At 69.3% G+C, this 12,632-nt stretch carries 11 protein-coding genes and 1 pseudogene; all 12 read left to right on the plus strand.

Features of this window, described 5'->3' with window-relative positions:
* A partial coding sequence (locus J7357_RS20540) for a flagellar hook-length control protein FliK (RefSeq protein WP_209249375.1) occupies positions 1-655 on the plus strand: 655 nt, incomplete at its 5' end.
* A gap of 249 nt (positions 656-904) precedes the next feature.
* Complete coding sequence (locus tag J7357_RS20545; RefSeq protein ID WP_019800353.1) at positions 905-1,423, plus strand: flagellar basal body-associated FliL family protein; 519 nt, start codon at positions 905-907, stop codon at positions 1,421-1,423.
* A gap of 12 nt (positions 1,424-1,435) precedes the next feature.
* The gene (fliM, locus tag J7357_RS20550) at positions 1,436-2,443 is read left to right on the plus strand and encodes a flagellar motor switch protein FliM (RefSeq protein ID WP_209249377.1); all 1,008 of its coding nucleotides are present in this window, start codon (positions 1,436-1,438) and stop codon (positions 2,441-2,443) included.
* A 59-nt stretch (positions 2,444-2,502) separates the two neighbouring features.
* Positions 2,503-2,778, plus strand: a complete 276-nt coding sequence (gene fliN / locus J7357_RS20555; RefSeq protein WP_223875781.1) for a flagellar motor switch protein FliN — start codon at positions 2,503-2,505, stop codon at positions 2,776-2,778.
* The gene (gene fliO, locus J7357_RS20560; RefSeq protein WP_209249379.1) at positions 2,775-3,194 is read left to right on the plus strand and encodes a flagellar biosynthetic protein FliO; all 420 of its coding nucleotides are present in this window, start codon (positions 2,775-2,777) and stop codon (positions 3,192-3,194) included. Before fliN ends, fliO begins: the two co-directional genes overlap by 4 nt.
* Before the next feature lie 2 nt (positions 3,195-3,196).
* Positions 3,197-4,027, plus strand: coding sequence for a flagellar type III secretion system pore protein FliP (fliP, locus tag J7357_RS20565; RefSeq protein WP_029562219.1), 831 nt, complete (start codon positions 3,197-3,199; stop codon positions 4,025-4,027).
* Between the two features lie 3 nt (positions 4,028-4,030).
* Complete coding sequence (locus tag J7357_RS20570; RefSeq protein ID WP_010343869.1) at positions 4,031-4,300, plus strand: flagellar biosynthetic protein FliQ; 270 nt, start codon at positions 4,031-4,033, stop codon at positions 4,298-4,300.
* A gap of 502 nt (positions 4,301-4,802) precedes the next feature.
* Complete coding sequence (gene fliR, locus J7357_RS20575; RefSeq protein ID WP_209249381.1) at positions 4,803-5,594, plus strand: flagellar biosynthetic protein FliR; 792 nt, start codon at positions 4,803-4,805, stop codon at positions 5,592-5,594.
* Positions 5,595-5,829: 235 nt separating this feature from the next.
* Positions 5,830-8,739, plus strand: coding sequence for a ligand-binding sensor domain-containing diguanylate cyclase (locus J7357_RS20580; RefSeq protein WP_209249383.1), 2,910 nt, complete (start codon positions 5,830-5,832; stop codon positions 8,737-8,739).
* A 100-nt stretch (positions 8,740-8,839) separates the two neighbouring features.
* Positions 8,840-9,970: a flagellar biosynthesis protein FlhB gene (gene flhB, locus J7357_RS20585; protein ID WP_019800058.1), complete on the plus strand. Its 1,131-nt coding sequence runs from the start codon at positions 8,840-8,842 to the stop codon at positions 9,968-9,970.
* 17 nt (positions 9,971-9,987) lie between these two features.
* Positions 9,988-12,048 carry a flagellar biosynthesis protein FlhA gene (flhA, locus tag J7357_RS20590; RefSeq protein ID WP_209249384.1) on the plus strand — a complete coding sequence of 687 codons (2,061 nt, stop codon included), beginning with the start codon at positions 9,988-9,990 and terminating at the stop codon, positions 12,046-12,048.
* A 170-nt stretch (positions 12,049-12,218) separates the two neighbouring features.
* Positions 12,219-12,632: pseudogene (locus J7357_RS21460) on the plus strand (flagellar biosynthesis protein FlhF); the annotation flags it as partial.

Raw genomic sequence — 12,632 nt, forward strand, 5'->3', positions numbered from 1 at the left:
GCTGCTGGCGCAGGCCGGATCGGCCGACAAGGCCGGCGGCGGCGACACCGCGGCCCCGCTGGCGGCGCTGGCTGCCATCGCCGCCGCGGCCGGTGGCAAGACGGGCGAGAGCGGCGACGCCGCACCCGCCGCCGACCCCAGCGCCATCGTGCCGACCGCGGCGGCGGCGCCGCTGCACGCCACCACGCGGCTGACCGATCCGCAGCCGTTCACCGGCTCGCCGACGCCGACCCCGAACCTGCACGGCAACCAGTTCGACGAGGAACTGGGCGCGCGCATCAGCTGGCTCGCCGACCAGAAGATCGGCCACGCCCACATCAAGCTGAATCCGGCCGAGCTGGGCCCGGTCGAGGTGCGCCTGCACATGACCGGCGACCAGGTCAACGCCAGCTTCAGCAGCGCCCAGGCCGACGTGCGCCAGGCGCTGGAGAACAGCCTGCCACGCCTGCGCGACATGCTCGGCCAGCACGGCTTCCAGCTCGGCCAGGCCGATGTCGGCCAGCAGCAGCCGCAGCAACAGCAGGCCAATACGCAAGGCACGTCGCAGGGCGGCAGCAGCCTCGGCGGCAGCGAGTTGGGCGACGACCTGTCCGGCAGCGTCGGGATTCCGTCGGTGGTCCTGCGCCAGCGCGGCCTGCTCGACGCCTACGCCTGATCCTGGCGGCGTAGCCGCCGCCCCGGCTGGGGCGATGTGTGTGGTGCAGGGGGCTGCGGCCCCGGCGTGTCTCGGGGGAGCGCGTCGGGGCCGCAACGTTTCCCCCGCCGGACCCCCTTGTCCCGCAACGGTCTCGCCCGCGCCTGCATGGCGCGCGGCGCCAACGTCAAACACCCGGCGCGCCAGGCGCGCGGTTTCGGCACGGCGATTGCATCCTCAGGGGCAGACCCCCCTTCAGGAGCCCGCTCTGTGTCAGCCGCCGACAAATCCAAGAAAGACGCCAAGGACGCCCCGGAAGGCGGCAAGTCGAAGAAGAAGCTGCTGATCATCGTCGTTGCGGCGGTGCTGGTGCTGGGCGGCGGCGGTGCCGGTGCGTTCTTCTTCCTGAAGAAGCCCGAGGGCGGCCACGCCAAGGCCGAGGCGAAGACCGCCGAGATTCCCAAGCCGGCGCAGTACTTCCCGATGGAACCGGCGTTCGTGGTCAACCTCAACGGTGGCGCGGAAGACGGCCCGCACTATCTGCAGCTCGAAGTGCAGCTGATGACCCGCGACCCGGAAGAGCTGAAGCTGATCACCGAGAACGCCCCGGCGATCCGCGCCAACCTGCTGATGCTGTTCTCGCAGGTGCAGGCGACCGACATCGCCAACATCGACGGCCGCAAGAAGCTGCAGGCCGAGGCGCTGGCCACTGCGCAGAAGCTGATGACCGCCGAGACCGGCAAGAAGTGCGTGGAAGAACTGCTGTTCACCAGCTTCGTCACCCAGTAAGGCGCCGCCGCGATGACCGACCTGCTCTCCCAAGACGAGATCGATGCCCTGCTGCATGGCGTCGACGCCGGCGTGGTGGACACCGAGCCGGCGCCGGCCGAGCCGGGCGAAGCGCGCAACTACGACTTCTCCAGCCAGGACCGGATCATCCGTGGGCGCATGCCGACCCTGGAGATGGTCAACGAGCGCTTCGCCCGCCTGTGGCGGATCGGCCTGTTCAACCTGATCCGGCGCTCGGCCGACCTGTCGGTGCGCGGCATCGACCTGATCAAGTTCAACGACTACATGCACTCGCTGTACGTGCCGAGCAACCTGAACCTGATCAAGTTCAAGCCGCTGCGCGGCACCGGCCTGATCGTGTTCGAGCCGACCCTGGTGTTCACCGTGGTCGACAACTTCTTCGGCGGCGACGGCCGCTACCCCACCCGCATCGAGGGCCGCGAGTTCACCCCCACCGAGATGCGGGTGATCCAGCTGATGCTCAAGCAGACCTTCGCCGACCTGGCCGAAGCCTGGGCGCCGGTGATGGAGGTGGAGTTCGAGTACCTCAATTCCGAGGTCAACCCGCACTTCGCCAACATCGTCACCCCGCGCGAGTACGTGGTGGTCAGCCGCTTCCACGTGGAGCTGGAAGGCGGCGGCGGCGAGATCCACGTGACCCTGCCGTACTCGATGCTGGAGCCGATCCGCGAACTGCTCGACGCCGGCATCCAGAGCGACCGCGTGGACCGCGACGAGAGCTGGAACATCATGCTGCGCGAGCAGTTGTTCGGCTCGGAGGTGACCATTTCCAGCGTGCTGGCGCAGAAGCAGATGAGCCTGCGCGAGCTGACCCGGCTGAAGATCGGCGACGTGCTGCCGATCGACCTGCCCAAGCAGGTGCCGCTGTGCGTGGAGAACATCCCGGTGTTCACCGGTGAGTTCGGCATCTCGCACGGCCAGAACGCGGTGAAGATCACCGCCACCCATCCCCCCGGCGCGCCGCGCCGCCGCCCCGCTCTCCAGGAAGACCTGCCATGACCCAGACCGATCCCACCCAGCCGGCGCCGGCCCAGTTCGACAGCCTGCAGCCGGATGCCATGGCCGAGTCCAACGACCTGAACCTGGACGTGATCCTGGACGTGCCGGTGACCCTGTCGCTGGAAGTGGGCCGCAGCCGCATCCCGATCCGCAACCTGCTGCAGCTCAACCAGGGCTCGGTGGTGGAGCTGGAGCGCGGCGCCGGCGAACCGCTGGACGTGTACGTCAACGGCACCCTGATCGCGCACGGCGAGGTGGTGACCATCAACGACCGCTTCGGCGTGCGCCTGACCGACGTGGTCAGCCCCAGCGAGCGCATCCGGAGACTGCGGTGAGCCTGCTGCTCGCCGTCGCCGCGCAGACCACCGCCAAGCACGGCGCGGGCGTCGGCAGCGCGGCGCCGTCGGCGCCCAGCCTGGTCGGTGCGGTGTTCGCGCTGCTGCTGGTGCTGGGCCTGATCCTGGCCATGGCCTGGGTGCTCAAGCGCCTGCCCGGCAGCGGCTTCCGCCCGGCACAGGGCCTGCGCGTGGTCGCCAGCCTGGCGGTCGGCGCCAAGGAGCGGGTGGTGGTGGTCGAGGTCAACGGCGAACAACTGCTGCTCGGCGTGTCGCCCGGCGGGGTACGCACCTTGCATCAGCTGCCCGAGCCGCTGCCGCAGGCGCCCGCGCCGACCCTGCCCTCGATCAAGCAGTTCAAGCAGCTTCCCGATTTCGCCCAGCTTCTGGCGCAGAAGCTGCGCAAGGACAAATGACCATGCCGTTTTTCTGGAACCGCAACGCCCGCCGCCTGCGCCTGCTGCTGATCCTGTTGACGCTGAGCCTGCTGCCCGCGTTCGCCTGGGCGCAGGCCAAGCCGGCGCCGGCCACCACGCCGACCGCGCAGGCCCCGCAGAACGCCGCGCCCACCCTGCCCTCGCTGCCGGAGGTCAATGTCGGCAAGATCGGCGCGCAGCCGGTGAGCCTGCCGCTGCAGACCCTGCTGCTGATGACGGCCATCACCCTGCTGCCGTCGCTGCTGCTGGTGCTGACCGCCTTCACCCGCATCACCATCGTGCTCGGCCTGCTGCGGCAGGCGCTGGGCACCGGGCAGACGCCGTCCAACCAGGTGCTGATGGGCCTGGCGCTGTTCCTGACCGCGCTGGTGATGATGCCGGTGTGGGAAAAGGCCTGGGGCCAGGGCATGAGCCCGTATCTCAATGGCCAGATCGATTTCCAGACCGCGTGGACGCTGACCACGCAGCCGCTGCGCGCGTTCATGCTGGCGCAGGTGCGCGAGACCGACCTGATGACCTTCGCCGGCATGGCCGGTAACGGCACCTACAGCGGCCCGGACGCGGTGCCGTTCCAGGTGCTGGTGGCCTCGTTCGTGACCAGCGAACTGAAGACGGCGTTCGAGATCGGCTTTCTGATCTTCATTCCGTTCGTGATCATCGATCTGGTGGTCGCCAGCGTGCTGATGTCGATGGGCATGATGATGATGTCGCCGATGCTGATCTCGGCGCCGTTCAAGATCCTGCTGTTCGTGCTGGTCGATGGCTGGGTGCTGACGGTCGGCACGCTGGCCGCCAGTTTCAACGGGGTCTGAGCCATGAGTCCGGAGCTGGCGTTGACCGAGTTGCGTGGCGGGTTGATCACGGTGTTGTGGGTGGCGGGGCCGTTGTTGCTGGCGATGTTGGCGGTGGGTGTGGTGATCGGTGTGTTCCAGGCGGCGACGCAGCTCAATGAGCCGACCATTGCGTTCATCGCGAAGGTGGTGGCGTTGACGGCGATGTTGTTCGCGACGGGGAGCATGTTGCTGGCGCATCTGGTGGAGTACACGACGATGCTGTTTCAGCGTATTCCGCATTTGATTGGGTAGCTCGCATGGCTGCGCTTCGCGTCCTGCTTGTTGCTGGGAAATCTTTCCTTGTTGAAAAGCAAAAGCTTTCGCCTGGCGGCGAGTCACTTTTCTTTGCTTGTGCAAAGAAAAGTAACCAAAAGAAAGCACACCCCGCCTTCGCGCCCGCTACGCGGGTCCGCTCCGCTAGCGGGATTTTCGGACGGGGCATCCTGCCCCGGCCGAAAACGGCGCACATCCCTGTGCGCCGCCCCCCTGCGGGGGGTTTGACCCGCCAGCTCCGCCGCTACGGAGGGGACCCGGTGGAGCAAGAGCAAAACAACAGCAAAAACAACCGCAACGGCAACGGCAACGGCAACGGCAAAAGCGATAGCTGCGGCCATCGGGGCGTTGTCTTGGGTGCCGGTCGGGCGGTGCACGTTGTTGTTCGCGGACTCGCTGGTCCGTCCTCGGCTGCAAGCCGCTCGCGCTGCGCGATTGGTGCTGGTCGTTCCTTCGTGATGTCTGCCGGGGTCTCGGGCTGATGGATGCCGCCACGCAAATGGTCGTCGATGGGTCGCGGGCGTTCGCGATGATCGGGGCGGTGCTGTGGACGATGCTGCGGATCGGGGCGATGTTGACGGTGATGCCGATGGTGGGGAGCAAGGCGGTGCCGGGGCGGGTGCGGGTGATCCTGGCCGGGACGCTGGCCATCGCGCTGGCGCCGATCCTGCCGCCGGTGCCGGATTGGGATGGGTTCAATGCCGCGGTGGTGCTCAGCGTGGCGCGGGAGCTGGCGGTGGGGGCCAGCATGGGCTTCATGCTGCGGATGATCTTCGAGGCCGGGGCGATGGCCGGGGAACTGGTCTCGCAGAGCACCGGCCTGGGCTTTGCGCAGATGGCCGATCCGCTGCGCGGGGTCAACTCGCCGGTGATCGGCCAGTGGTTCTACCTGGCCTTCGGCATGATGTTCTTCACCGCCAACGGGCATCTGGCGGTGGTGTCGCTGCTGGTGGACAGCTACAAGGCGCTACCGATCGGCACCGCCCTGCCCGATGCGCAGGCCATGGCCTCGGTCGCGCCGAACTTCTTCATGAGCATCATGCGCGGGGCGGTGACCCTGGCGCTGCCGGTGATGGTGGCGATGATGGCGGTGAATCTGGCCTTCGGCGCGTTGGCCAAGGCGGCGCCGTCGCTGAACCCGATCCAGCTCGGCCTGCCGGTGGCGGTGGTGCTGGGCCTGGCGCTGCTGGCGGTGCTGGTCGGCGAGATGGGGCCGCCGGTGCAGCGCCTGTTCGATACCGCCTTCGACGCCGCGCGCGCGCTGACCGCATAGCCGCGACTCAAGCTGCACCACAACGCGGCCGATACCGGCAGAAGGCTATCGTTGGCGCGCCGGGATGGGCGGCGGCACTGCCGACCGTCCCGGATACCGCCGATCGCCGCGGTCCGTCCCTTCGCCCATCGCTCGCCGCACGCCATGCCCTATCGCTCGCCAGCGTCCGCTCGTGCCTGCCCTCGCCGTGTACCACGGCGGTGCGGCGGCGGCTGAGCGTCGTATGCGCATGTTCATGGGTCGATCCCTGTGCTGGCCGCTCTGGCTGTTGCTGTCCACCCTGACCTGCATCGGGTCCTCGCAGGCCCAGGTCATCCCGTTGCGGCACTACGCACAGGACCAGGGCCTGCTCGGCCTGGCCGGCACCTGCCTGCTGCAGCGGCGCGACGGCAGCCTGCTGGTCTGCAGCGAAAGCGGGCTGTACGCCTTCGACGGCGACCAGTTCCAGCAGGTGACGCTGCAGGGCCGCGGTGGCCATTACATCTCCGATGCCGCCGAGGATGCCGAGCGGCGGCTGTGGGTGGCCACCTTCGACGCGATCTACGTGGACGACGGCGCGCCGGTGCGGTGGATCCCACTGGAACAAAACGGCCTGCCGTCGCATCGAAAGCTGAATCGTCCGCGCCTGGCCGCCCCGGCCTGGGGCACGGTGGTGCTGGACGACCGCCGCCTCCTGCGCGCGGTGCGCAAGGCCGATGCCAGCGGATGGGAGCTGCGGCCTCTGTTCGATGCGGCGACGCTGGCGCGGCAACCGGAACTGGCCGACATCCACGACCAGTTCGTCGTCGACGACACGCTGTGGCTGGGCTGTGCCAAGGCCTTGTGCCGGATCGATGCCGACGGCCGCGCCACCCGCTACGACCAGGCCCACGGCCTGCCGCCCGACTTATGGCGCAACGCGTTGCGGGACCGCGCCGGCAGCCTGTGGGTCGTCGGCAGCAACAAGGTGATGCGGCTGCCGGCCGGCGCGACGCGCTTCCAGGAGCAGACACCCCCTGGGCTGGACGGGCCGACCCTGGTGACCTGGCGCACGCCGATCCTGCTCGACCCGCAAGGCCGCGTGCTGGTGCGCACCAACCAGGGCCTGGCGCGCTGGGAAGATGGGCACTGGCGCACCTTCGACCGTCGCAACGGCCTGCCCGAAGGCAACGTCGTCGCCATGCGCTTCGACCAGGCCGGCGACCTGTGGCTGAGCATGGACGGCGAAGGCGTGCTGCGCTGGAACGGCTATGGCTGGATCGAGAACTGGGATGTGTCGCAGGGCATCAGCCGGGCGCCCACCTGGAGCATCCAGCGTACCCAGCGCGGCGAGCTGCTGCTCGGCAACGAGGGGGGTGTCGACCTGCTGCGCGAGGACGGCCGCTTCCAGCACTGGGCCAGCGACAACGGCACGCAGATGATCGGCCTGCGCCGCGCCGCGGACGGCACGCTGTGGAGCATCGGTTCGGTCGGCCTGCTGCGCCACTACGACGCGCAGGGCCGGCTGCTGCGTGCGTATCCGCCGCTGCGCAGCGTCGTCCGCCAACGGATGGTGATCGCCAAGCAACTGTTCGTGGACGCGAGCGACCGCGTCTGGATCCTCACCGACGACGGCGTCTACCTGCTGGCGCAGGCGACTGCAGACGCCGTCCCGCAACGGCTGTCGACGCTGCCCGGCGGCGAGTATTCGGATATCCAGCAGCGCCACGACGGCAGCGTGCTGGTGACCGGCGCCGCCGGGCTGTTCCGCCTGCGCGGCGACACCTGGACCCCGATCCGGCTGGTCGCGGACGGCGCGCCGGCGCAGCCGGCCCTCAGCAAGCTGCTGGTCCTGGACGACGGCCAGGCCTGGGCCAGCCTGTACGGTCCCGGTGCCTGGCAAGGGCGGCTGGACGGCGACACCCTGCGCCTGGCGCCGGCCGATGCGGAGTTGAGCGGCCTGTATATCTACAGCCTGCGCCGCACCCGCAACGGCTGGATCTGGATCAGCCACAACCAGGGCGTGGACGTCTATGACGGACGCGCCTGGGCGCGGCTGACCCAGGCGCAGGGCCTGCTCTGGAACGACATGTCCGAATCGGCCTTCCTGGAGGATCACGATGGGTCGGTGTGGCTGGGCAGCAGCCGTGGCGTCACCCATCTGCTGGATCCGACGCGGCTGTTCCCGGCACGGGCGCCGCGGCTGGTGCTCAAGGAATTCAGTCGCGGCGGCGTGCCCGTCGGCGCGGGCACGCGCCTGCGCTGGAGCGAGGACCCCCTGCATATCGCGGTCGGCTCGCCGGACCTGTACGACGAACGCAACCGCATCAGCTTCCGTTATCGCTTCGAGGGCGCGCATACCCGCTGGCTGCACACGCCCAACTTCGAATTCGAGCAACCGCCGCTGGCACCGGGCGACTACGTGCTGGAGGTGCAGTTGCTGGACGCCTACCGGCGCAGCGCCTCGGCGCCGCTGCGGGTGGCGTTCTCGGTGGCGCCGGTGTGGTGGCGCAGCCAGCCGATGCTGGCGCTGTATCTGTTGCTCGGCGGCGGCCTGGTGGTGGCGCTGCTGCTGTGGCGCGAACGCCGCCTGCACCAGCGCCAGCGCGAACTGGCCGACCTGGTGGCGCGGCGCACCGAGGAACTGGAGCACGACAAGCGCGAACTGGAGATCGCCCGCGCCGCGCTGGCGGTGAAGGCCTCGCACGACGCGCTCACCGGCCTGCTCAACCGCGCCGGCATCCTCGAGGCGCTGGCCGCGCAGATGCGCCGCAGCGACGCCGAACAGACGTCGCTGGCCGTGGCGATGATCGACCTCGACCACTTCAAGCGGATCAACGACGAGCATGGCCATCTGGTCGGCGACGCGGTGCTGATCGAGGTGGCGCGGCGCCTGGGCGCCAACCTGCGCGACGCCGACCTGGTCGGCCGCTACGGCGGCGAGGAACTGCTGGCGGTGCTGCCCGGGTTGCCGACGAGCTGCGGCGACCGGCTGCAGGCCTTGCGCACCATCATCGCCGGGCAGCCGCTGCGCATCGGCGAGCGGCAGTTGGCGATCACCGCCTCGATCGGCGTGGCCTGGTACCGGCCCGGCGAACCCCTGCAGCAGTTGCTGGCGCGCGCCGACGCCGCCCTCTACCAGGCCAAGCGCCTGGGCCGCGACCGGGTGGAGCTGCAGCCGGCCTAGCTGACACCGGACGACGCGCCGCGGCGGCGCCCGGCCTCCTTCCCGGGAACGGCACGTTCCTTGCAGTGCGCAGGGTCGATCCTGGCCGAGCGCACCCCCGATGTCCGAGAGCGAAGAAGGCGCAGAGCGCACAGAACAGCCAACAGACAAACGCCTGCGCGAAGCCCGCGAACAGGGCAACATCCCGCACTCGCGCGAACTGGCGACGGCCGCGGTGTTCAGCGCCGGCGTCTTCGCCCTGATGGGCCTGTCCACCTCCATGACCGCCGGGGCGGTGGCCTGGCTGAAACAGGCGCTGCGCCCGGACCTGTCGATGCGCGAGCATCCGGAGGCGATGTTCGGCCATTTCGGCGACTTGCTGCTGAACCTGCTCTGGGTGGTGCTGCCGCTGGTCGGCATCTGCCTGGCGGCCAGCTTCGCCGCGCCGGTGCTGATGGGCACCCTGCGCTTCTCCGGCCAGGCGCTGATCCCCAAGTTCGACCGGCTCAACCCGATGAACGGACTCAGCCGCATGTACGGCGCCGAGACCATCGTCGAGCTGCTCAAGTCGATCCTGCGCATGGGCTTCGTCGGCGGCGCCGCGATGCTGTGCCTGTGGGGCAGCACCGACTTCCTGCGCGGCCTGCTGCTGCAGCCGCTGGAACAGGCCATCGGCCACGGCCTGGGCTTCACCCTGCGGCTGCTGCTGTACACCGCCGGCGCGCTGGCGCTGCTGGCGGCGATCGATGCGCCCTATCAGAAATGGAACTACATCCGCAAATTGAAGATGACCCGGGAGGAAGTGCGCCGGGAAATGAAGGAAAGCGACGGCAGCCCCGAGGTCAAGGGCCGCATCCGCCAGATGCAGATGCAGATGTCGCAGCGGCGGATGATGGAAGCCGTGCCCAAGGCCGACGTGGTGGTGGTCAACCCCACCCACTACGCGGTGGCGCTGAAGTACGAGAGCGGGCGCATGCGCGCCCCCACCGTGGTCGCCAAGGGCGTGGACGAGATCGCCTTCCGCATCCGCGAGGTCGGCGAGCAGCACCGCGTGGCGGTGATCTCGGCGCCGCCTTTGGCACGCGCCTTGTATAGGGAAGGCCAACTCGGCAAGGAAATTCCCGTGAGACTGTATTCCGCGGTGGCGCAGGTCCTCTCGTACGTCTACCAGCTGCGCGCCTGGCGCAGCGGGCCGATGCCGCCGTTGCCGCCGTTGGAAGTGGATGAATTCGCCCCGGGGAGCCAGCCATGAGCCAGCCTGCCGCGCAGATGAACACGCGCAAAGTGATGGACATGATCAAGCACGGGCTCGGCGCCCCGGTGATCGTGTTGCTGATGCTGGCGATGGTGGTGGTGCCGCTGGCCGCCCCGGTGCTGGACGCCCTGTTCACCTTCAACATCGCCATCTCGCTGATGGTGCTGCTGGCGGTGGTGTACGTGAAGCGGCCGCTGGAGTTCAGCATCTTCCCGATCGTGCTGCTGATGACCACGATGCTGCGCCTGGCGCTGAACGTGGCCTCCACCCGCGTGATCCTGATCAACGGCCAGGGCGGCCACGGCGCGGCCGGCAAGGTGATCGAGGCCTTCGGCGAATTCGTGATCGGCGGCAACTATGCGGTCGGCATCGTGGTGTTCGCGATCCTGACCATCATCAACTTCGTGGTCATCACCAAGGGCGCCGGGCGCGTGTCGGAAGTGACCGCGCGCTTCATCCTCGACGCCATGCCCGGCAAGCAGATGGCGATCGACGCCGACCTCAACGCCGGCCTGCTGACCCGCGAGGAAGCCAAGGCCCGCCGCGAGGAAGTGCGCGAGGAAGCGGACTTCTACGGCTCGATGGACGGCGCCAGCAAGTTCATCCGCGGCGACGCCATCGCCGGCATCCTGATCCTGTTCATCAACCTGATCGGCGGCATGGCGGTCGGCGTCCTGCAGCACGGCATGCCGGTGGCGCAGGCCGCCTCCACCTACACCCTGCTGTCGATCGGCGATGGCCTGGTCGCGCAGCTGCCGGCACTGCTGGTGTCCTCGGCGGTGGCGATGCTGGTCACCCGCGCCTCGCGCTCGCAGGACATGGGCGCCTCGATGATGGGCCAGGTGTTCGGCCAGCATAAGGCGCTGGCGGTGGCCGCGGCGATCCTGGGCCTGGTCGGCCTGATCCCGGGCATGCCCAACGTCGCTTTCTTGACGCTGGCGCTGATCCTGGGCGTGCTGGCCTGGAAGATGTGGAAGCGCAGCCTGCAGCCGGCCCCGGCCGCCGCCGAGGCGGCGCCGCAGGCCGCGGCCGCGGCCCAGGCCAATGCCGAACTGGGCTGGGACGAACTGCGCCCGATCGACCCGCTGGGTCTGGAAGTGGGCTACCGGCTGATCCCGCTGGTGGACAAGGCCCAGGGCGGCGAACTGATGGCGCGGATCAAGGGCGTGCGCCGCAAGCTGACCCAGGACATCGGCTTCCTGGTGCCGCCGGTGCACATCCGCGACAACCTGGAACTGCCGGCCAACGCCTATCGTCTGCTGGTACACGGCGTGCCGGTGGCCACCGCCGACATCCACCCGGACCGCGAACTGGCGCTGGACCCGGGCGGCGCGCTCGGCAAGATCGACGGCATCCCCGGCAAGGACCCGGCGTTCGGCCTGGATGCGATCTGGATCCAGCCGCACCTGCGCGCCCAGGCCGAGACCATGGGCTACACCGTGGTCGACCCGGCCACGGTGATCGCCACCCACCTCTCGCACCTGATCCGCGAGCACGCCCCGGAACTGCTCGGCCACGAGGAAGTGCAGCAGTTGCTGGCGACCCTGGCCAAGAGCGCGCCCAAGCTGGTCGAGGACCTCACCCCCAAGGCGCTGCCGCTGTCGGTGGTGGTGCGGGTGCTGCAGAACCTGCTGATCGAGAAGATCCCGGTGCGGCAACTGCGCAAGATCGTCGAGGCCCTGGTCGAGCACGCCCCGCAGAGTCAGGAACCCGGCGCGCTCACCGCCGCCGTACGCAACGCCCTGGGCCGGTTCATCGTCCAGGAGATCGCCGGCATGGCCCCGGAACTGCCGGTGTTCACCCTGGCCCCGCAATTGGAACGTGTCTTGCAGGACTCTACCCAGGGCAACGGCGCGGCGCTGGAACCCGGACTGGCCGAACGCTTGCACCAAAGTCTGGCGGACTGCGTGAGCAAGCAGGAGGCGCGCAACGAACCGGCAGTGGTGCTGGTCCCGGCGCAGGTCCGCGCCGCCCTCGCCCGCCTGGTCCGCCACAGCGTCCCCGCGCTGTCGGTCCTGTCCTACAGCGAAGTGCCGGAGGACAAGCGGCTGAAGCTGGTGGGCACGATCAGTTGAGATGACGGGAATCGGGAACAGGGAATGGGGAATCGCACCCTTGCCCCGGCAGCGGAGAGAGCAATGAACACGATCACGAAAAACCAGACACGACACCGCGGCCCGCCACGTATCGGCACCGATCACGCATCCATTCCCCATTCCCCATCCACCATTCCCGGCTCCCACCCATGAAGATCAAACGCTTTGTCGCCCCCGACATGCGCACCGCCTTCCGGATGGTGCGCGACGAGCACGGGCCGGATGCGGTGATCCTGTCCAATCGGCGTACCGATGAGGGCATCGAGATCGTCGCCGCCAGCAACTACGACGAGGCCCTGGTGCAGCGGGCGCTGGATGCGGTGCGCCCGGACGAGGCGCCGCGCGCCGCCGCCGCGCAGGCACCGGCCGCTGCCGCCCCGCGTGCTGCACGTCGCGACAGCGCCGCCGCCAGCCCGGCGATGGCGATGATGGCCGCGATCAGCGAACGCCGCGGCAGTGCCGTGCCGGCCGCTCCCGCCGCACGGCCGCTGACCCAGCCGGCCGCGCTGGCCGCCTCGGCCATGCCCGCCGCGGCCGCCCCGGCTGCCGCCGCACGCCAGGCC

It is taken from the genome of Xanthomonas sp. D-109, assembly GCF_017746095.1.
In the GTDB taxonomy this organism is placed as follows: domain Bacteria; phylum Pseudomonadota; class Gammaproteobacteria; order Xanthomonadales; family Xanthomonadaceae; genus Xanthomonas_A; species Xanthomonas_A sacchari.

Excerpts from the sequence above, each read along its gene's own strand:
- fliM (WP_209249377.1), top strand. The coding sequence starts at position 1,436 with ATGACCGACCTGCTCTCCCAAGACGAGATCGATGCCCTGCTGCATGGC.
- fliN (WP_223875781.1), top strand. The coding sequence starts at position 2,503 with ATGGCCGAGTCCAACGACCTGAACCTGGACGTGATCCTGGACGTGCCG.
- fliP (WP_029562219.1), top strand. The coding sequence starts at position 3,197 with ATGCCGTTTTTCTGGAACCGCAACGCCCGCCGCCTGCGCCTGCTGCTG.
- J7357_RS20570 (WP_010343869.1), top strand. The coding sequence starts at position 4,031 with ATGAGTCCGGAGCTGGCGTTGACCGAGTTGCGTGGCGGGTTGATCACG.
- fliR (WP_209249381.1), top strand. The coding sequence starts at position 4,803 with ATGGATGCCGCCACGCAAATGGTCGTCGATGGGTCGCGGGCGTTCGCG.
- J7357_RS20580 (WP_209249383.1), top strand. The coding sequence starts at position 5,830 with ATGGGTCGATCCCTGTGCTGGCCGCTCTGGCTGTTGCTGTCCACCCTG.
- flhB (WP_019800058.1), top strand. The coding sequence starts at position 8,840 with ATGTCCGAGAGCGAAGAAGGCGCAGAGCGCACAGAACAGCCAACAGAC.
- flhA (WP_209249384.1), top strand. The coding sequence starts at position 9,988 with ATGAACACGCGCAAAGTGATGGACATGATCAAGCACGGGCTCGGCGCC.